The 18,783-nt window shown below is 73.5% G+C and carries 15 protein-coding genes and 1 pseudogene; 10 read left to right on the forward strand and 6 right to left on the reverse strand.

All coding sequences use genetic code 11. The annotated features are described in order from the left end of the window. Positions 1-186 precede the first annotated feature (186 nt). From ABD339_RS15530 to ABD339_RS15545, 4 genes are all read left to right on the forward strand, one after another. Positions 187-1,527 carry an ABC transporter substrate-binding protein gene (locus ABD339_RS15530; protein WP_344566362.1) on the forward strand — a complete coding sequence of 447 codons (1,341 nt, stop codon included), beginning with the start codon at positions 187-189 and terminating at the stop codon, positions 1,525-1,527. Beyond that, positions 1,508-2,485 (forward strand): carbohydrate ABC transporter permease, encoded by a 978-nt coding sequence (locus tag ABD339_RS15535; RefSeq protein ID WP_344566364.1) that lies wholly within the window; start codon positions 1,508-1,510, stop codon positions 2,483-2,485. Before ABD339_RS15530 ends, ABD339_RS15535 begins: the two co-directional genes overlap by 20 nt. Positions 2,486-2,500: 15 nt before the next feature. After that, positions 2,501-3,325 carry a carbohydrate ABC transporter permease gene (locus ABD339_RS15540; RefSeq protein ID WP_344566366.1) on the forward strand — a complete coding sequence of 275 codons (825 nt, stop codon included), beginning with the start codon at positions 2,501-2,503 and terminating at the stop codon, positions 3,323-3,325. Between the two features lie 80 nt (positions 3,326-3,405). Continuing rightward, positions 3,406-4,947, forward strand: coding sequence for a glycoside hydrolase family 1 protein (locus ABD339_RS15545; protein WP_344566368.1), 1,542 nt, complete (start codon positions 3,406-3,408; stop codon positions 4,945-4,947). Positions 4,948-5,219: 272 nt separating this feature from the next. Here ABD339_RS15545 and ABD339_RS15550 read toward each other — a convergent pair whose 3' ends face one another. From ABD339_RS15550 to ABD339_RS15560, 3 genes are all read right to left on the reverse strand, one after another. After that, on the reverse strand, positions 5,220-6,257 hold the full coding sequence (locus ABD339_RS15550; protein ID WP_344566370.1) for a chitinase: 1,038 nt from the start codon (positions 6,255-6,257) through the stop codon (positions 5,220-5,222). 330 nt (positions 6,258-6,587) lie between these two features. Then, positions 6,588-8,009, reverse strand: coding sequence for an ATP-binding protein (locus ABD339_RS15555; RefSeq protein ID WP_344566372.1), 1,422 nt, complete (start codon positions 8,007-8,009; stop codon positions 6,588-6,590). Between the two features lie 135 nt (positions 8,010-8,144). Next, on the reverse strand, positions 8,145-8,852 hold the full coding sequence (locus ABD339_RS15560; RefSeq protein WP_344566374.1) for a response regulator transcription factor: 708 nt from the start codon (positions 8,850-8,852) through the stop codon (positions 8,145-8,147). A 43-nt stretch (positions 8,853-8,895) separates the two neighbouring features. Here ABD339_RS15560 and ABD339_RS15565 point away from each other — a divergent pair, with 43 nt between their 5' ends. After that, positions 8,896-9,447 carry a hypothetical protein gene (locus tag ABD339_RS15565; protein ID WP_344566376.1) on the forward strand — a complete coding sequence of 184 codons (552 nt, stop codon included), beginning with the start codon at positions 8,896-8,898 and terminating at the stop codon, positions 9,445-9,447. Positions 9,448-9,604: 157 nt separating this feature from the next. On the opposite strand, the gene ABD339_RS15570 is transcribed toward ABD339_RS15565, so the two are convergent. After that, on the reverse strand, positions 9,605-10,474 hold the full coding sequence (locus ABD339_RS15570) for a spermidine synthase (protein ID WP_344566378.1): 870 nt from the start codon (positions 10,472-10,474) through the stop codon (positions 9,605-9,607). A 231-nt stretch (positions 10,475-10,705) separates the two neighbouring features. After that, positions 10,706-11,086, reverse strand: coding sequence for a hypothetical protein (locus ABD339_RS15575; RefSeq protein WP_344566380.1), 381 nt, complete (start codon positions 11,084-11,086; stop codon positions 10,706-10,708). Between the two features lie 169 nt (positions 11,087-11,255). Between ABD339_RS15575 and ABD339_RS33815 the strand changes: the two are divergent. Together ABD339_RS33815 and ABD339_RS15580 are read left to right on the forward strand one after the other, a co-directional pair. Continuing rightward, positions 11,256-11,550, forward strand: a pseudogene (locus ABD339_RS33815) (tetratricopeptide repeat protein); the annotation flags it as partial. A gap of 245 nt (positions 11,551-11,795) precedes the next feature. Next, positions 11,796-13,076, forward strand: a complete 1,281-nt coding sequence (locus tag ABD339_RS15580) for an NsdA family TPR-like regulatory protein (protein WP_425575994.1) — start codon at positions 11,796-11,798, stop codon at positions 13,074-13,076. A gap of 169 nt (positions 13,077-13,245) precedes the next feature. On the opposite strand, the gene ABD339_RS15585 is transcribed toward ABD339_RS15580, so the two are convergent. Beyond that, on the reverse strand, positions 13,246-13,839 hold the full coding sequence (locus ABD339_RS15585) for a histidine phosphatase family protein (RefSeq protein WP_344566382.1): 594 nt from the start codon (positions 13,837-13,839) through the stop codon (positions 13,246-13,248). Positions 13,840-14,039: 200 nt separating this feature from the next. On the opposite strand from ABD339_RS15585, the gene ABD339_RS15590 reads away from it, so the two are divergent. The 3 genes from ABD339_RS15590 to ABD339_RS15600 are packed head-to-tail and all read left to right on the forward strand — an operon-like array spanning position 14,040 to position 18,600. Next, positions 14,040-15,506 (forward strand): hypothetical protein, encoded by a 1,467-nt coding sequence (locus tag ABD339_RS15590; protein WP_344566384.1) that lies wholly within the window; start codon positions 14,040-14,042, stop codon positions 15,504-15,506. Continuing rightward, positions 15,497-17,059 (forward strand): hypothetical protein, encoded by a 1,563-nt coding sequence (locus tag ABD339_RS15595; RefSeq protein ID WP_344566386.1) that lies wholly within the window; start codon positions 15,497-15,499, stop codon positions 17,057-17,059. The genes ABD339_RS15590 and ABD339_RS15595 overlap by 10 nt, the downstream gene beginning before the upstream one ends. Continuing rightward, positions 17,056-18,600, forward strand: a complete 1,545-nt coding sequence (locus tag ABD339_RS15600) for a DEAD/DEAH box helicase family protein (RefSeq protein ID WP_425575995.1) — start codon at positions 17,056-17,058, stop codon at positions 18,598-18,600. The genes ABD339_RS15595 and ABD339_RS15600 overlap by 4 nt, the downstream gene beginning before the upstream one ends. The last annotated feature ends 183 nt before the right edge of the window (positions 18,601-18,783 follow it).

Consider the following 18,783-nt stretch of genomic DNA (forward strand, 5'->3'; position numbering starts at 1 on the left):
TCGGCGCCCCGGGCCGGGGCGGCCGGGGATCATTCAACTACAACCAGTTCCACGTGAGTTGGCGCCGCGTGTCTTGACACCCGTCCGGGGCTCGGCAAGTCTTCAACTCATCACTTTGGGAGCGCTCCCACAATATCCCCCCGCACTCTTCGCCTACACAACCCGTACGTTCGGGAGGACGCGAACATGCGCGACAGCAGACGGACATTCTTGCGCTCACGCCCCGTGAAGCGCCTGACGGCAGCCGGGGTTTCGGCCGTGCTTGCCGGCTCCCTCCTGGGGGCCTGCGCGGAGGACGGCGGCAGCGGTTCCTCGACAGGAGACGACGGCAAGGGAAAGACGACCGTGACCGTCGGCGTCTTCGGCGTCTTCGGATACAAGCAAGCGGGACTCTACAAGGAGTACGAGAAGAGCCACCCCGGAATCCACATCAAGGAGAACGCCACCGAGCGCAACGAGGACTACTACCCCGCGCTCCTCAACCACCTCTCGGCGGGCAGCGGGCTCTCCGACATCCAGGCGGCCGAGGTCGGCAACATCAACGAGCTGGCGACCGTCCAGGCCGACAAGTTCACCGACCTCGCGCACGCGCCCGGGGTGCGCAAGAGCGACTTCCTCGACTGGAAGTGGAACCAGGCACGCGCCAAGGACGGCAAGGTCATCGGCCTGGGCACGGACATCGGGCCGATGAGCGTGTGCTACCGCAAGGACCTGTTCAAAAAGGCGGGGCTGCCCACCGACCGGGACGAGGTGGGCAAGCTGTGGGCGGGCGACTGGGGCAAGTACGTCGATGCCGGTGAGCGCTTCACGGAGAAGGCGCCCAAGGGCGTGAGCTTCATGGACGGCGCCGCCGGGCTCTACAACGCCTCCGCCTCCGGGTACGCGCACAAGAACTACACGTCCGACGGCAAGCTCGACTACAAGGAGAGCACCGCCGTACGCACGTCCTGGGACCTGGCGATGAAGGCCGTCAAGGGCAAGATGACCGCCAAGCTCAAGCAGTTCGACACCCAGTGGGACCAGGCGTACGCCAATGGCGCGTTCGCCACCGTCGTGTGCCCGCCCTGGATGCTCGGCTACATCAAGGAGAAGGCGGGCGACAAGGGCGCGGACAAGTGGGATGTGGCGCCCGCGCCCCGCCCGGCCAACTGGGGCGGCTCCTTCCTGACCGTCCCGGAGAACGCCAGGAACAAGGACGAGGCGGTCAAGCTGGCCGCCTGGCTGACCGCGCCCGAGCAGCAGGCCAAGCTGTTCGAGAAGCAGGCCAGCTTCCCCAGCTCGGCCAAGGCCCTTGACATGGCGGCCGTCAAGGACGCCGAGCACCCCTACTTCGGTGACGCGCCGATCGGCAAGATCTACTCGGCGGCGGCCCGGGGCATCCCCAATGTGGTGCTCGGTCCGAAGGACCAGATCATCCAGCAGTACATCGGCGACATCGGCATCCTCCAGGTCGAGCAGCAGGGCAAGTCGCCCGACGAGGGCTGGAGCGCGGCGACGAAGAAGATCGATGACGCTGCTGAGGACTGAGCGGCCCGGCGGGCCAGGCGTGCGGAAGAGCGCGGGATCCCGCAGCGGCGGCGCCCCGCGCGCGGGGCGGCTGCACCGGTGGGACGCGCGCTGGAGCCCCTACGCGTTCGTGGCGCCGTTCTTCGCCTTCTTCGCCGCCTTCGGCCTCTTCCCGCTGCTGTACACCGGCTGGGCCTCGCTGCACCGGGTCTCGCTGCACCGGCCGACCGAGATGGAGTGGACCGGGCTGCAGAACTACACCCGGCTGCTGGAGGACGAGTTCTTCTGGAACGCGCTGCGCAACACCTTCACCATCGGCGTCCTCTCCACCGTCCCGCAGCTGCTGATGGCGCTGGGGCTGGCGCATCTGCTGCACTACCGGCTGCGCGGGAGCGCCTTCTTCCGGGTAGCGCTGCTGACCCCGTACGCCACCTCGGTCGCCGCGGCCACGCTGGTCTTCGCGATGCTCTACGGGCGCGACTACGGCATGGCCAACTGGGCGCTCCAGCTGGTGGGGCTGGACCCGGTGGACTGGGAGAACGGCACCTGGAGTTCGCAGTTCGCCGTCTCCAGCATCGTCATCTGGCGGTGGACCGGCTACAACGCGCTGATCTACCTGGCCGCCATGCAGGCCGTGCCCGATGACCTGTACGAGTCGGCCGAGCTGGACGGTGCCTCGCGCTGGCAGCAGTTCCGGCATGTGACGGTGCCCTCGCTGCGGCCGACGATCCTGTTCACCGTCGTCGTCTCCACGATCGGCGCCACGCAACTGTTCGGTGAGCCGCTGCTGTTCGGCGGCTCGCAGACCGGCGGCGGCTCGCACCAGTTCCAGACCCTGGGGCTGTACCTGTACGAGCAGGGCTGGTTCGCCTTCCATCTGGGGCGGGCGGCCGCGGTGGCCTGGGCGATGTTCCTGATTCTGATCGTGATCGGCCTCTTCTACTGGCTGATCACCCGACGACTGAGCAAGAGCCACTGAGGGACGGTGACGACAGTGCGCAGACATCTACGCGGTGGGTGGTTCAGCCACGCCGTGCTCCTCGTCTTCACGCTCGGCTCGCTGCTGCCCCTGCTGTGGACGGCGATCGCGGCCTCGCGGGACAACCAGCGGCTGGCCAGCACGCCTCCGCCGTTCTGGTTCGGCGGCAACCTGGGGCACAACCTGCGGATCGCCTGGAGCGACGCGAACATGGGCAAGGCCCTGTTCAACACGGTGTTCGTGGCCGGCACCATCTCGATCGGCACGGTGGCCTTCGCCACGCTGGCCGGTTTCGCCTTCGCCAAGCTGCGCTTCCGGGGGCGGAATCTGCTGCTGGTGCTGGTGATCGGCACGATGATGGTGCCGCCGCAGCTCAGCGTCGTCCCGCTGTTCATGGCGATGGCGAAGCTGGAGTGGGCCAACCAGCTCCAGGCGGTGATCCTGCCGATGCTGGTGAGCGCCTTCGGGGTGTTCTTCATGCGGCAGTACCTGATCAGCGCCCTGCCCACCGAGCTGATCGAGGCGGCGAGGATGGACGGGGCACACAGCCTGCGGGTGGTGTGGCACGTGGTCTTCCCGGCGGCGCGGCCCGCGATGGCAGTGCTGGGGATGCTGACGTTCGTGATGGCCTGGAACGAGTTCTTCTGGCCGATCATCGCCCTCACCCAGGACAACCCGACGGTGCAGGTGGCGCTCACCGGGCTCGGGCGGGGCTATGTGCCGGACCAGTCGGTGATCATGGCGGGTGCGCTGCTGGGGACGCTGCCGCTGCTGGTGGCGTTCGCAGTCTTCGGCAAGCAGATCGTGGGGGGCATCATGCAAGGAGCGGTCAAGGGCTGACCGCGTCACTCTCTTCTGCCATCCCCCCTCTCTTCTGCCTTCTCTTTCCCTTCCTCCTGCACACAACTGGGAGCGGTTCCATGACAGTTCAGGACCAGGCCACGCCCTCCGGACGGGCCGCCGAGCGGGTCGCGGCCCCGGCGGGCGAGGTGCGCTTCCCCCAGGGCTTCCTGTGGGGCTCGGCGACCGCCGCGTACCAGGTGGAGGGCGCCGCGGACGAGGACGGCCGGGCGCCCTCGATCTGGGACACCTTCTCCCGCACGCCGGGCAAGGTGCACGGCGGCGATACCGGCGACCGGGCGTGCGACCACTACCACCGGTTCCGCGAGGACGTGGCCCTCATGGCGGAACTCGGCCTCACCGCCTACCGCTTCTCCGTCTCCTGGCCGCGCGTCCAGCCCGCCGGGCGCGGCAAGGCCGACCAGCGCGGACTGGACTTCTACCGGGCGCTGGCCGACGAGTTGCTGGCCCGCGGCATCACCCCGTTCCTCACCCTCTACCACTGGGACCTGCCCCAGGCGCTGGAGCAGGGCAATCAGAGCGGGCAGAGTGGTCAGGGCGGCTGGCCCGCGCGCGAGACGGCCTACCGGTTCGCGGAGTACGCGCACCTGGTGGCCGAGGCGCTGGGCGATCGCGTACAGCAGTGGACGACCCTCAACGAGCCCTGGTGCAGCGCGTTTCTCGGCTACGGCTCGGGGGTGCACGCGCCGGGGCGCACGGATCCGGTGGCGGCGCTGCACGCAGCACACCACCTCAACCTCGGGCACGGCCTGGCGGCCCAGGCGGTGCGCGCCGCGGCGCCGGGGGCCCAGCTGATGGTGAGCCTCAACACGGCCGCTGTACGGCCCCGTTCGGGCTCCGCCGCCGACCTGGAGGCGGCCCGCAGGATCGACGCGCTGGCCAACCGCGTCTTCTCCGGGCCCATGCTGCACGGCGTCTACGACGAGGACCTGTTCGCCGACACCGCGCACCTGACCGACTGGAGCTGTGTGCGCGACGGCGACCTGGCCGCCATCCACCAGCCCCTGGACGCGCTCGGGCTCAACTACTACACCCCGACGCTGGTCTCCGGCCCCGACCCGGACGCGGCGGCCCCGGACGGCACGCCGGTACGGGACGACGGGCACGGCGCGAGCGCGCACTCGCCCTGGCCGGGCTCCGAGCACATCTCCTTCCACCAGTCGGGGGGCGAGCGCACCGCCATGGGCTGGAGCGTCGATCCGGAGGGCCTGACGGAACTGCTGCTGCGCCACCACCGCGAGGCGCCGGACCTGGCGCTGTACGTCACCGAGAACGGCGCGGCCTACGAGGACGTGCCAGGCGCTGACGGCCTGGTGCACGACACGCGCCGGATCGCCTACCTGCGGCAGCACTTCACGGCGATGCGCGAGGCGATGTCCCGGGGCGCGGATGTGCGGGGCTATTTCCTGTGGTCGCTGCTGGACAACTTCGAGTGGGCGTACGGCTACAGCCGGCGCTTCGGGGCCGTGCACGTGGACTTCGCCACCCAGCGGCGCACGCCCAAGGCGAGCGCGCTGTGGTACGCGCGGGTGGCGGCGGCGGGCAGGCTGCCGGACGTGGACCCGTACCCGGACGCGGGCGCGGGCCCGGAGGCGGGCTGACCGGCCGCGGGGCCCGCCCGCGCTCCGGGCCCCGCGCGCCGGAAGGCGGCGGAGAACGGGGCGCGACGGGTGTGGGGGGTGGAAGGCCGTCGCGCCCCGCCTACCGGGCCGGTGGGTGCTCACCGGCCGGGAGGACGGTCCGGTGGCTGCTGCCGGGCCGTCAGGTCCTCAGAACTGGAGGAATCGGGAATCTCGTCCGGAGTCGTGGCGGGAGTGGGGGCCCGGCCGGATTCCTCACGGGGGAGGGACCCGGCCGGGGGCGGGCGGGCCGGTCAGCTCACGAACGCCTTGGAAAACTCGAACTCGCCCTGCTCGATGCTGGAGCAGGTCGGGTCGGCCTGGTCCTTGGCGCCGCCGGGGCACGCCTTGTCACGGGTGCCGGACCACATGGAGACCCAGCCCATGCCGTTCTTGTCGGCGAACTCCTTGACCTGCTTGGCGTCGTCCGGCTTGAAGACCTCGACCGCGACGTCGTTGACGCCGATCATCGGGGTGACCGCCAGCGCCTTCCACGCCTTGGCCTCGTCCAGGCCGAGGGCGCCTTGGACCTGCTTGTGGGTGGCGGTGGCGGCCTGGGTGGCGTACTCGCCCATGTCGCCGTCGAAGGAGGGGCCGTAGTCCATGGCCATGATGTTGACGGCGGAGATGTCGACGCCGTTCTTCTTGGCGTTCTCCAGCAGCGCGACGCCGGGCGGGGTGAGGCCCTCGGGCATGACCGGCAGGGTGTAGGAGACGTCCAGGCCCTTGTGGCTCTTCTGGAGGGAAGCGATGGCCTGGGCCCGTATCTCGTTCGCCTTGGTGTCGGGGAGCGCGGCGCCCTCGATGTCCAGGTCGATCTTCTTGAGGTCGAAGGTGTCGATGACCTTGCCGTACGCCTTGGCAAGCTCGTCGGCCGAGTCGCAGACCAGGCCCAGCTCCGAGCCGTTGGCGCCGCCGAAGGAGACCCGGACGTCACCGCCCTTGGCGCGCAGGTCGGGGATCTGCTTGGCCACGGGGTTGTCCGCCAGTTCCTGGCTGCCGCCCCACTTGGGGGCGCAGCCGCCGCCGCTGGTCACGAAGGCGAGGTTGTACTCCTTGACCCCGCTCTTCTCGGAGCTTTGGAGCAGGTCGTAGGAGGGCTGCAGCGAGGTGTCCACGTACGGGGCGAAGGGGGTGCCCTGCGCCTCGGGGGCCTCGGCGCCCTCCTCGCCCGCGGTGGCGTTGCCCGCGAGCAGGAAGCCGCCACCTGCTACGAGGACTGTTGCCGCTGCGCCCATGGTCAGCTTCGCGCCGCGGCTCGTGCGGCGACGGTGGCCCGCTGTGTTCGTCATAGCTGTGGTGCCTCGATCTGTGGGGGGACGGGATCGAGCAGCACGCTACTGCTCCGGAAAAGGGCAAACCCCTTATTCTTGGCAGCGGTTGGCGTCCTTATGGGTCTCTTAAGGGCGCGGAAAGGGCCCCCTGAGACAGCGGCCTTCCGCCGGCGCCGAGGCGGGCCCGCGGCCCGCCTCCGACTCGTCTTCGACCCGCGGCCGACCGGCTTCCGCCCAGCGACCGACCGACCGGCCCCCGGGCCCCCACTCGCGGCCCGCCGCCCGCGGCCGAGCGCGGTCAGCCGCGCCCGGAGCCGGTCAGCCGCGCCCGCTGCCTGCCGCCCGCCGTCAGCCGCGCTTGCCGCGCCGCCGCACCCGGTGTTTCACCTGGCCCGCCCCATGGCCCCCGGCGCGCCCACGGGGCGCGTCCTGCAAGGCCAGCCACACCCGTACCTCTGTGCCGCCGAGTACCGAGCGCCCCAGGCGTACGTCGCCGCCCGTCGATTCCGCGACGCGGCGCACGATGTCCAGGCCGAGCCCGGTGGAGCCGGGGCCGCCGTCGCCGTGTCCCCGGCGCAGCGCGGTGTCCGGGTCGCCGATGCCGGGTCCGGCGTCCGAGACCAGCACGATGACGGCCTTGCTGGCGGGGCCGCCACTGTGCAGATCGACGGAGAAGGCGGTGCCCTCGGGGGTGTGCCGGAAGACGTTGCCGAGCATCGCGTCCACGGCGGCGGCCAGTTCGGCCCGCGCGACCGGCACCCGTACGGGCCGCTCGACGCCCGCTACCCGCGCCTCGCGCCCCTCGTCCTCCGCGAGCGCGGACCAGAACCGCATCCGCTCCCGTATCACCTCGGCCGCGTCCGAGACGGTGGTGACCTCGGCGCCCGGCGACTGGGCCCGCTGCTCGCGCGCGGTGCGGATGATCGTGTCCACCTCGCCCTCCAGCTGCGCGACGGCCTTGCGGGTCTGGTCCGCGGCGTCGTCGTCTCCGAGCGAGGCGGTGTTGAGCCGCAGGACGGTCAGCGGAGTGCGCAGCCGGTGGGAGAGGTCGGCCGCCAGTTCCCGCTCGTTGGCCAGCAGTTGGACGACGTGGTCGGCCATGGAGTTGAACGCGGTGGCGGCCGAGCGCAGTTCGGTCGGCCCCTCCTCGGGCACCCGTACGCCCAGCTTGCCCTCGCCGAGCGCGTGCGCGGCTGCGGAGAGCCGCTCGGCCGGGCGCACCATCCGGGTGCCGAGCCGGTCGGCGACCGCGACGGAGCCGACGATCAGCGCGACACCGACGGCGGCGAGCACCCCCCAGGAGGTGGCGACGCCGTTGGTGACCTCCTCATCGGGCACGAAGATCTCCACGACGGCGACCTCGCCGCCCGCCACGGCCGTCGGCCGCAGCAGCGCGAAGCCGCCGGGCACGTGCACGGTCGAGGCCCGGCCGCGCCGCTGGGCGGTGGCCAGCCGCTCGGCCGGCGCGCGGGAGCGGCCCACCCGCACATCGTCACGGCCCTTGCCGCGCCGGCCCTCACCGCTGATGGCGGGCACGTGGACGGCGATCCTGCCGTGCGCTCCGGCCTGGGTGATGGCGACGGCGCGCTGGAGTTCCCGCCGGTCGGTGGTGATCGCGAGGGCCGGGCCGATGGAGGAAGCCTGCCGCTCGGCGTTGGCGAACGCGCGGTCGCGCGCGGTCTCCTTGACGACCAGGGCGAGCGGAATGGCGAAGGCCACGACCACCATCACCGTCACGGCGAGACAGACCTTCACCAGCGCCCATCTCATCGCCGCCCGCCTGCCGTCCGGCACCCGCCTCTCGCCGGAGACGCCCCGCCCAGTGGAGACGCACGGCCGGCCGAGGGCGCCCCGCCCGCCGGGGGCCGCCCTCTCACCAGGCACCTCCCGCCCGGATCCCGCTCCTCATAGGTCCCCGTCCCGCTCCGGTGGCTCCAGCTTGACGCCGACGCCGCGCAGGGTGTGCAGATAGCGCGGACTGGCGGCCGTTTCACCCAATTTTCGCCGCAGCCATGACAAATGAACGTCGATGGTCTGGTCATCCCCGTACGACTGCTGCCACACCTCGGCCAGCAACTCCCGGCGCGGGACGACGACCCCGGGGCGGCGCGCGAGAAAGGCCAGCAGGTCGAACTCCCGGCGCGTCAGGTCCAGTAACACCCCGTCCAGTTCGGCCTGGCGGCGCAGCGGGTCGATGGCGAGCCCGCCCACCCGCAGCACCCGCTCGCCCCCGCCCGTGCCGGGCTCCGCGCCCCGCGTCCGGCGCAGCACGGCCGCCATCCGGGCCGAGAGGTGCGCCACGGAGAACGGCTTGACCAAGTAGTCGTCGGCGCCCGCGTTGAGCAGCCGGACGATCTCCGTCTCGTCGTCCCGCGCGGTGGCGATGATCACGGGGACATCCGTGATCCCGCGCAGCATCTTCAGCGCCTCTGCGCCGTCCAGATCCGGCAGCCCGAGATCGAGAATGACGACATCGAAACCCACCTGCGCGACCTCGCGCAGCGCTTCAAGAGCCGTACCCACACTGCGGACCGTGTGGGCGGCATCGCTGAGGTGCCGGATGAGCGCCGAGCGCACGAACTGGTCGTCCTCGACCACGAGCACACTTGCCATGGGCGGCACCGTACGGCATGCCCGCGCAATCTAGGCTGCGGGGATGCACCCCCTCCGACGACTCCTGCGCCCGCCCTGGGTGCACGCGGGAGCGTGGACGCTGGCCACGGGTGCGGCCGTCACGCTCTCCTGGTGCGGCGTCCACACGGTGCTGTCCGGCACCTCCTACGATCCACCGCGCGCCCTGCCCGTGTCCGGCACGCCCGACCCGCACGCCGACCCGCGGTCCTCCTCCACCCACCGCCCCCGGCCGCGCTCCCCCTCGCCCGGCCCCTCCGACACCCCCACCAGGAAGCCGGACAAGGAAACGGACCGGCCCCGCTCCTCCAGGACCCCCACACCCCCGGCGTCCCCGGGCGCCGCTCCCTCGACGGGCTCGGTGAAGGGCACGACGGTGCCCGGCGGCCGGGCGGTCTTCGACCTGGGCCGGGACTCGGCGACGCTGGTGTCCGCGACGCCCGAACCCGGCTGGGACATGCGGATCTGGAACCAGTCCCACTGGATCCGGGTGACCTTCACCAACGGGAGCACGACCTGGTCGGTCTTCTGCCGCTGGGAGGACGGGAACCCCCGCGTCGAATCCTTCAACGGCTGAGCCCCGCCGCCCCCTTCTTCCTTCCCCCTCTCCCCTTTCCCCTCCCCCTTCCCCCTGGCCCCGGCCTCCTTCCTTCCCGTGCCCTTCTCCCACGGCTCGCCCCGGGCACGCCCTGTCCGAACGCACCCCGCGTGAACACGCGCCACGTGAACGCGTGCTATCCGAACGTGCCTTCCGGCGGGTGCGGGGACGCCTCGGCGGAGGCGTCGGTCACCGGCCGGGCGCCGCCCGTGAACGCCTCCAGGGAGCGGCCCGCCTCCACCCGCCCCGGGTGGGAGTCCCCCGCGGTGCGCCGGGTCAGCTCCTCCACCGGCAACTGGCCGTCGGCCGCGAGCAGCACGCTGTTGCCGAACCGCCGCCCGCGCAGCACGGCGGGGTCCGCGAGCACACAGCACGCGCCGAAGGCCGACGCCACGGTGGCGACCTGGCCCCGCAGGTGGCGCAGTGGCGGGCCGTCAGCGACGTTGGCCGCGTACCACCCGCCGGGCCGCAGCACGCGCCGCACCTCCGCGAGGAATTCGGCGCTGGTCAGGTGCGCGGGGGTGCGGGCACCGCTGAAGACATCCGCGACGACGAGATCGGCCCACCCCTCGGGCAGCTTCCCCAGCGCCTCGCGGGCGTCACCGCTTCTGACCCGTATCCGCCAGCTCCGCTCCAACGGCAGTTCGCCGCGGACGAGTTGGGTCAGCGCCTCGTCGGCCTCCACGACCTGCTGGGTGGAGCGCGGGCGGGTGGCGGCGATGTAGCGGGCCAGGGTGAGGGCACCGCCGCCCAGGTGCAGCACCCGTACGGGCTGCCCCGGCGGGGCGAGGAGGTCGGCGATATGGCCGAATCTGCGCTGGTATTCGAAGCCGAGGTGCGCGGGGTCGTCGAGATCGACGTGGGACTGGGGCGCCCCGTCGAGCAGCAGCGTCCAGGCGCGCGGCCGGTCCGGGTCGGGGACCAGCCGCGCGGTGCCCCCGGCGACCTCGGCGGTCACCGGCTCCCTGTCCCGCCGCCCGCCCCGCCGCTTTCCGTTCCGTGCCACGGGGCCAGTATCCGCCGGCACCCGTGTTCCCGCGCGCGAGGGGCCCGTCTTCCGGGGCCGCGACGGGGCGGGGCCCATTGCCGGACGGGGGTCTCCGCTAGACGCGGACCACCGCTAGACGGGCACCACCGCTGGACGGGGGCCGCTCCTGGAGGGGGGGCGCTCCTGGAGGGGGGCCGCTCCTGGAGGGGGGCGCTCCTGGAGGGGGGCGCTCCTGGAGGGGGGCCATCGCTAGACGCGGCGGCCCGCGGCCTCGATGGTCCTGGCCGCCTCGCCGAGCGCGGCGCGCAGTTCGGCGGGCTCGGTGGCCTGGGCGATGGCGCCCTCCGGCGGGACCAGCCATCCCGCGCCCGCGACGGGCGGTGCGGACGGGACGGCGCGGGAGGCGTGCGGGTAGGTCTGGGTGCACGCGCTGCCCGGCAGGTCCCAGCCGTCGGCCGTGCCGGGCGGGACGAGGAAGCCGAGGGTGTCGCCCGTGTGGTCGTGCAGCACGGGGCCGACACCGTCGCGCAGTCTGAGGATGTCGACTGCCTCCAGGCCGTGCCGGGCCGGCACGGTCACGAGGTCACAGGGCCCAGCCTGGGGGCCGATGCCTCCATCGGTGTCCAACATGGGGACGCTCCTCCGCGGTCGCTGTGCAAGGACCAACGCCTGTACCTGTCAAGGGCTACGGCGGCATACCAGCGCGATGGATGGCGTTTCATGGCAGAAGCGGGGTGAGATATCCCGTTTGTAGCCAAACTCAGGGTGTCGGGCTCATCACAGGCTGTACGTTTCGGCCATGGCGTCGTCACCTCCAACGTCACCACGACCGCAGCTCAGCCCGAACACCGCTTTCCGAGCGCTCAGAGGGCTTCTCTCACCCGGCGAATTCGCCGCCGCCGTGCGCCGCTCGGCGCGCGAGATCGGCGAACAGGTCTCCTGCGACGCGCGCTACATCGGCCGTGTCGAGGCCGGCGAAATCAGATGTCCCAACTACGCCTACGAGCGCGTGTTTCTGCACATGTTTCCGGGTTACTCACTCACTGACATGGGCTTCGCACCCCGGGAGTCCGTCCGTGGTCGCGCGGCGCGCGTTCGCGGGGCGCGCGATCCAGGGGAAGCGCCCCGGCAACCGACAGTGCGCTGCGGGGAATCCACGATTTCCCGTTCCCAGCAGGAACCATCCGCGCCTCCCGACGTCCGGCCCCTCTCCGCCTCCGCGCCTCCCGCACCCCCTCCCGCCCCTGTCTCCCCCACCCCCCTCACTCCCCTCACTCCGCTCACTCGACCCGACCCGTCCGACGCCCCGGCCATCGATGAGATCGAGACGCTCGACGACTTGGACGGCTTCGACAGCCTCGACGGCTTCGGCGAGTTCGACGCGCCCGACGCCTTCGACGCCTCCGGTGCCCCCCATGCGCCCGATGCGTTCGACGAGTTGGGCCGGTTAGCCGAACTCGCCCTGCACACCGCTCCTTACGACGGCCCCCCTGACCACGAGTCCCCTGACCTCGATGCTCACGAACTCGATGCTCACGACTTCGATGCCTACGACTTCGCCCCCTACGACTTCGCGAACTGTCCCGAGAACCACGAGGAGAGCGACGTGCTACGTCGCGCGTTCATGACCGGCGGACCCGCCGCCCTTGCCGCATCGTCCGTCGGCGGTGCCGCCCCCCACGCCTCCGCCGCCACGCGCCGGCGCGTCCGTCCCGTCTCGCCGCACGCCGAAGACCCCGAGGCCCGCGCGGTCGAGAGCGCCGTACGCCAGATCCGGGTGCTCGATGACCGGCACGGCGGTGCCGGGCTCTACCGGCGCGCCGGTGAATCGCTGCGCGCCGCCTACGAACTGCTGGACGCGGGCACCCGACGCCAGTCGGTCAGCGACCGATTGCACGCGGGCGCCGGCGAACTCGCCATCTCCGTGGGCTGGCTGGCCCATGACTCCGGCCGCTACCACGACGCGCGCTCGCACTACGCCGAGGCGCTGGCCACCTCGCGCGTGGCGGGGGACGCGGCGCTGGAGGCGCATGCCTTCTGCAACACGGCCTTCCTCGCCCGCGACGCCGGGCGCCCCCGTGAGGCCGTCCGCGCGGCGCAGGCGGGACAGCAGGCCGCCGGACAGCTGGGCTCGCACCATCTGATGTCGCTGCTCGCGCTGCGCGAGGCGGGCGGCTGGGCGGGGCTCGGTGACCGGCGGGGCTGCCAGCAGGCCCTGGCCCGCGCCCACCGGCTGTTCGCGCAGGGCCCCGGCGACGCCGATCCGGAGTGGATGAGCTTCTTCGGGGAGGCCGAACTGGAGGGCCTGGAGGCCCAGTGCTGGTCGGCCCTGGGGCTGTGGGAGCGCGCCGCCGAGCACGCCCAGCGCGCCGTCGCCCTCCAGGACCCCCACTTCACCCGGAACCGGGCGCTGTTCACCGCGGAGCTGGCGGGGGATCTGGCGGCGCAGGGGCAGGCGGAGGAGGCCGCGGCGGCGGGCTCGCGCGCGCTGGACTTCCTCGGGCCCGTCCAGTCCACCCGGATCAGCTCCATGCTGGAGACGGCCGCCGGGCGGCTGCGCTCCTTCCGCAGGGAGCCCGCCGTGGCCGGGTTCCTCGCCCGTCAAGCGGCCACGGCCTAGCGGGGCGGAGCGCTCGTCGTCACCCGTTCCGGGACGGACGGGAAGGCGCTGCCGTCGCCGGTACGGGGCCGGGTCGCGACCGTCACCGGTTCAGGTGGTGACGCGGGGACGCCGCCGCCGGCCCGAAGTGACGGGTGGCGGCCCGTCCGTCCTGGGTGGCGGTGGGGTGTCAGTCCAGGTGTCCGGTGTCGTTCCAGCGGTCGATGGCGGGCCGGCCGTAGGCCCAGCCCAGGATCGACAAGGACGCCGGGTCCAGGCGCAGGCGGGCGGCGAAGGACGGTTCGTGGCCCAGCCAGCGGGCGCCCAGGACCCGCAGGATGTGGCCGTGCGCGAAGACGAGCACATCCCGGTCGGCCGCACGGGCGTGGTCGATGACCTCGTCGGCGCGCCCGGCGACCTGTGCGAGCTTTTCGCCGCCGGGTACGCCGTCCCGCCAGATGAACCAGTCCTGGCCCGCCCGCTCGCGGATGGCGTCGGGGGCCAGTCCCTCGTACTCGCCGTAGTCCCACTCCATCAGCGCGTCCCAGTCGCGGGCGCCGCCGAAGCCGGCCAGCTCGCAGGTCTCGCGCGCCCGGGAAAGCGGGCTGGTGAGCACCTCGGTGCCCGGCAGGCCGTTCCAGGGAGCGCGGTGCAGCCGCTCGCCCAGCAGCTTCGCCATCCTGCGCCCCTCGTCGAGCAGCGGGATGTCCGTTCGGCCTGTGTGCTGGCCGGACACCGACCACTCGGTCTGACCGTGGCGGACCAGCAAGATGCGCGCTGACATGGGAACCTCTCGAATCCGAACATCGCGGCTCCTCGGGAAACCGCTCCCCTCCATCTTCGCGCAGGGCCCCCGGAAGCAGCCTGCCGGGGGACCGGGGCAGCCGGGGAGGGCCGTCGTCAGCGGGTTGTCAGCGAGCGGGTTGTCAGCGGGGGATGCCAGACTTCCGCGGGTACCACACCCCTCCCCCGAGGCCACAGCCGATGACTCCCACCCCGCATCCCGCACCGCATCCGGCGGACGCCGCGCCGCCGGAACCACGGCAGCCGGACCTCCCCCGGCAAGCGGCGACGCCCGTTCCGCCCCGGCGGCTCGCCGAGCTGCGCGGCGGGCCGGATGTGCCGCAGCGCCCCATGGACGCCCGCGCACTGGCGGCCCTCGCGGCCAACCCCGGCTGCCGCCGCCGCGCGCTGCTGGACGGCGCGGGGGTGGACAAGGGCGCCGTGGCCCAGGCGCTGGGCTCCCCCGCGCCCTTCGGCCAGTCGCAGTTCGCCTTCATCCGGGGCAACGCCTTCGAGGCACGGGTGAAGGCCGACGGCGGCGAGGCGCTGCTCGCGCTGCTGTGCGAGCACACGGGGGAGGCCCGCCCCGACCCCGGCGAGGCCGCCGCGCCGGACCTGGCCGCCGACGGCCCCGCCGGGCGCGCGGCCCGCACCCGGCTCGCGCTGGCCGAGGCGGCGGCCGTCGGCGGCTGGACGCTGCTGGACCACCCCATGCTCACGCTGGAGGTGGCGGGCACCACCGCGTATCTGGAGCCGGACGCGCTGGCCGTCCATCCGGACGGGCACGTGAGCATCATCGAGATCAAGTCCTTCCCGATCCTGGACGGTTCTGCCGACCCGGCCAAGGTGGGCGCCGCCGCCCGCCAGGCCGCGGTGTACGCGCTGGCGCTCCAGGAGTTCGGCGACGGCGCGCCCCAGGAGTTCGGCGACGTCGCGGGCGAGGAAGAGCATCCGGCCGCGGAGCAGCGTCCGGCCGTGCGGGAGCGCCCGACAGTGCGCGAGCGGGCCCTGCTCGTGTGCCCCGAGGACTTCAGCAACAACCCGGCCGCCGGCCTGCTCGACCTGCGCAAACAGATCGCCACCACCCGCCGCCAGCTCGCCCGGCTGACCCATGTGGAGGAGATCGCCGCCGAACTGCCCGAGGGCGTCCACTTCGCCCCCACCCAGGATCAGCCGTCCCTGACGGCGGCCGTCGAGTCGGTGCCCGCCGACTACGCGCCGGAGTGCCTGTCCACCTGTGAGCTGGCCTTCCACTGCCGTGAGCGCGCCAGAAGCCGCGGCGCGGTCGCGGCCCTGGGCCGCTCGGTCCGCGGCGAGCTCGGCGGCCTGACCACGGTCACCCAGGTCCTGACCGCCGCCGCGCCCCCCGCAGCCTCCCCCGCCCCCGAAGCGGAAGTGGAAGCGGAAGCCGCACTCGACCCCGCCGCCACGGCCCTCCGCAGAGCGGCGGCCCTGCGCGCGGAAGCCCTTCGCGAGGCGGAAGCCCTTCGCGAGGCGGAAGCCCTTCGCGAGGCGGAAGCCCTTCGCGAGGCAGAGGCCCTTCGCGAGGCGGAAGCCCTCGGGGAAACGGGAGCAGCTCCCGAGGCCGCGGCGGCACAGGAATCGGACGACGTGGCAGTCACGGGTCCGGGTCCCGGCGCGGGAGGCGGGGTGCGCTCATGTCGTTGATCAGCGCGCTGGCCCGGATGGAGGCGATGGCCTCGGGCCGGGCCCAGCCGGTGGCGACGGTGCGGCACCGGCGGCTGGCCGGGCGGCCTCTCGTCCTGGTGCCGCTGACGACCGCCGGTGAGACCGGGGCGCCGCTGGGAGCGCTGCTCGGCACGGAGCGGGAGGCGCCGGAGCTGCTGACCATCCCCCAGCCCCGCGACCGCGATCTGCGGTTCGCGTTCCTCGCGCGGCTCGCGGAGGCGCTGCTGCCGCACCTGGAGTCGTGCCAGGACGAGGTGGAGCTGGTCGAGCGCAAGGAGACCGATCCGGAGACGGGCAAGCGGGTCACCGTGGAGGCGGAGCTGTGCGCGGACGCGCCGCAGATCCTCGTACCGTCCGCGCCCGGCATCTCCTTCGTACGGCTGCTCGGGCGCTCGATGCGGTTCCGGCGCACCGCCGAGGAGGACCCGCACGCCCCCTATCCGGCGCCCGCGCGGGTGCCGCTGCTCGGGCGCTGGCTGACGCACTACGCGGAGCGGGCCCGGGTGCCCGGCTCGTCGCTGCTGCTGCCGATGACCGGACTGCTGACCCGGCACTGGGCGACGGGCCAGAGTCATCTGGAGGACCAGCACCTGGGTGCGCTGCTGGCCTGGATCGCGCCGCCGGACGAGGCCGGCGGCGCGGACGCGGCGCGCCGCGCCGAGCTGGGCCGGGACGAGCGGGGTCAGCTGCTGGTGCCCCCGGCCGGGCCCGCGACCGATCCGGCGTTCGACAACCGGCTGCTGGCCCCGGCCATCGCCCGCTACGACAAGGGCGTCCCGGGCGCCGAGGAGGAGGTGCGTGCGCTGATCGCCGCCCAGCTGCGGCCCACCTGGGAGGCGATGTGGCAGGGCATCGACCTGCTGCGCGCGCTGCCGGAGGCCGGGCATGTGCCCGACAGATGGCGCCGCGACCGGCAGTCCTACACCCACCACCGGGACCGGCTGCGCTCGGGCGAGCCCCCGCAGCCGCGCAGGGACGACGCGGTCACCGCGGCGCGCAAGCTCGCCATGCGCGAGCAGCGGCAGGCCGAGCTGGAGGCGCAGGAGGCGCTGGACGATCCGCTGGTCATGGCCGTACGGCGGCTGGCGGGCGAGGCGTTCCGGGCGGAGGTGACGGGCGTGGAGATGGCGTACTCGGAAGGGAAACGGCCCACGCCCCGCCCGCTGGTGACCGTACGGACGAGCGATGCGCCGCTGCTGGCGGGCGGGGGCGCGGCCGGGCCGGAGGCGGGCGCGGACAAGCTGCACCGGGCGCTGCCCCAGGGCGGTCAGCAGCGGGCCGAGCTGGTGGAGTCGCCGTCCCCCGGCGTCCTCACGCTGCGGCTGCTCAGCGGCATGGGGCGCGGCCGGGAGCCCGCGCCCGGCACGGTGCCGGAGCCGGGTGAGGCGGTGTGCTGGACGCTGTTCGAGCACGCGCCGCGTGGGGGCCCCGGGCTGCCCGAGCCCGATGAGACCCCGTGGACGCACGGCGGGCCGCCGGGCGAGCCGGCCGCCGAGGAGCCCAACCCGCTGACCCAGGAGGACCTGCTGTGACCTCGCCCGCGTCCGCCTCCGCGTCCGCGTCCGGAGCCGCCACCACCGCCACCGAAGCCGGAGCCACCGCCGGAGCCGGGGCCGCCCCCGGATCCGGGCCCGGATCCGGGGAGCTGCCCGCGCGGGCCGCGGCCCGCGCCACCGAGGCGATCTTGGCCGACACCTTGGAGGGCCGGTACCGGGGCGTGGTCGTGGACTCCCCGCCGGGTGCGGGCAAGTCCACGCTCGTGGTGCGCGCGGCCCGCGAGCTGGCCGCCGCCGGGCACCCGCTGATGGTGATCGCCCAGACGAACGCGCAGGTCGATGACCTGGTGGACCGGCTGGCCACGGCCGACCCCGAGCTGCCGGTCGGGCGGCTGCACAGCAGCGAGCCCCGGCCCTACGACCCCGTGCTCGACCGCCATCCGGCCGTGCGGACCTCCGCGAAGGCGGCCGACCTCGCCGGGCTGGACGTCGTCGTGTCCACGGCCGCGAAGTGGGCGTGGGTCAAGCCCGAGGAGCCGTGGCGGCACGCCATCGTGGACGAGGCGTACCAAATGCGCTCGGACGCGCTGCTGGCCGTCGCCGGGCTCTTCGAGCGGGCGCTGTTCGTGGGCGACCCGGGGCAGCTGGACCCCTTCAGCCAGGTGGGCGCCGATCAGTGGGCGGGCCAGGTGCACGACCCGTCGGCCAGCGCCGTCAGCACGCTGCTCGGGCACAATCCGGACCTGCCCCAGCACCGGCTGCCGGTCTCCTGGCGGCTGCCCGCCTCGGCGGCGCCGCTGGTGTCCGACGCGTTCTACCCGTACACGCCCTTCCGCAGCGGCACCGGGCCCGGCGACCGGCGGCTCGCCTTCACCGTCCCGCCCGACGGCTCGCCTCTGGACGAGGTGCTGGACGAGGCGGCGCGGGAGGGCTGGGGCCTGCTGGAGCTGCCCGCCGCGCGCACGCCCCGCACCGACCCGGAGGCGGTCGCGGCCGTCGCCCGGCTGGTGCACCGGATGCTCAAGCGCGGCGGGGTGGCGCACAGCGAGCGGGCCGCCACCGGGGCCTCGGCGGAGTCAGGGGTGCCGCTGACGGCCGCGCGGATCGCGGTGGGCACCGCGCACCGCGACCAGGCGGCTGCGGTGCGCGCCGCGCTGGCCGGGCTGGCGGGACCCTCCGGCGGTGACAGCGGTGGCCGGGACAGCGGGAGCGACCGGGGCGACGGCAGGGGCGCGGGAAGCGCCGCGTGGGTCACCGTCGATACGGCGAACCGGCTCCAGGGGCGGGAGTTCGATGTGACGGTGATCCTCCACCCGCTGTCGGGACGGCCCGACGCGACGGAGTTCCACCTGGAGACGGGCCGCCTGTGCGTGCTGGCCTCCCGGCACCGGCACGCGTGCGTGGTGGTGTGCAGAGCGGGCGTCGCCGAGCTGCTGGACGACCATCCGGCGACGGAGCCCGTCCAGCTCGGCGCCGTGTCCCGGGCCCCGGACGGCTGGGAGGCCCATCAGGCGGTCCTGTCCCACCTGGCCCGGCACACGGTCCCCCTGGACCGGGCCCTCCCGGCCCGTAGGTGAGCGGCCCGGAGGTGAGCCGCCCGACGGAGGGGCCCCGGTCGAACCCAGCGAAGCGGACCCAGCGAATCCAGGCGAATCCGGGCGAGCCCCGGGGGAGCCCCGGGGGAGCCCCGGGGGAAGGCGTACGGCCCGTGCGCGGGTGGTGCCCTCGGGCGCACAATGGAGGGCGGCCCACGACCTTGG

Source organism: Streptomyces axinellae (assembly GCF_039532135.1).
In the GTDB taxonomy this organism is placed as follows: domain Bacteria; phylum Actinomycetota; class Actinomycetes; order Streptomycetales; family Streptomycetaceae; genus Streptomyces; species Streptomyces axinellae.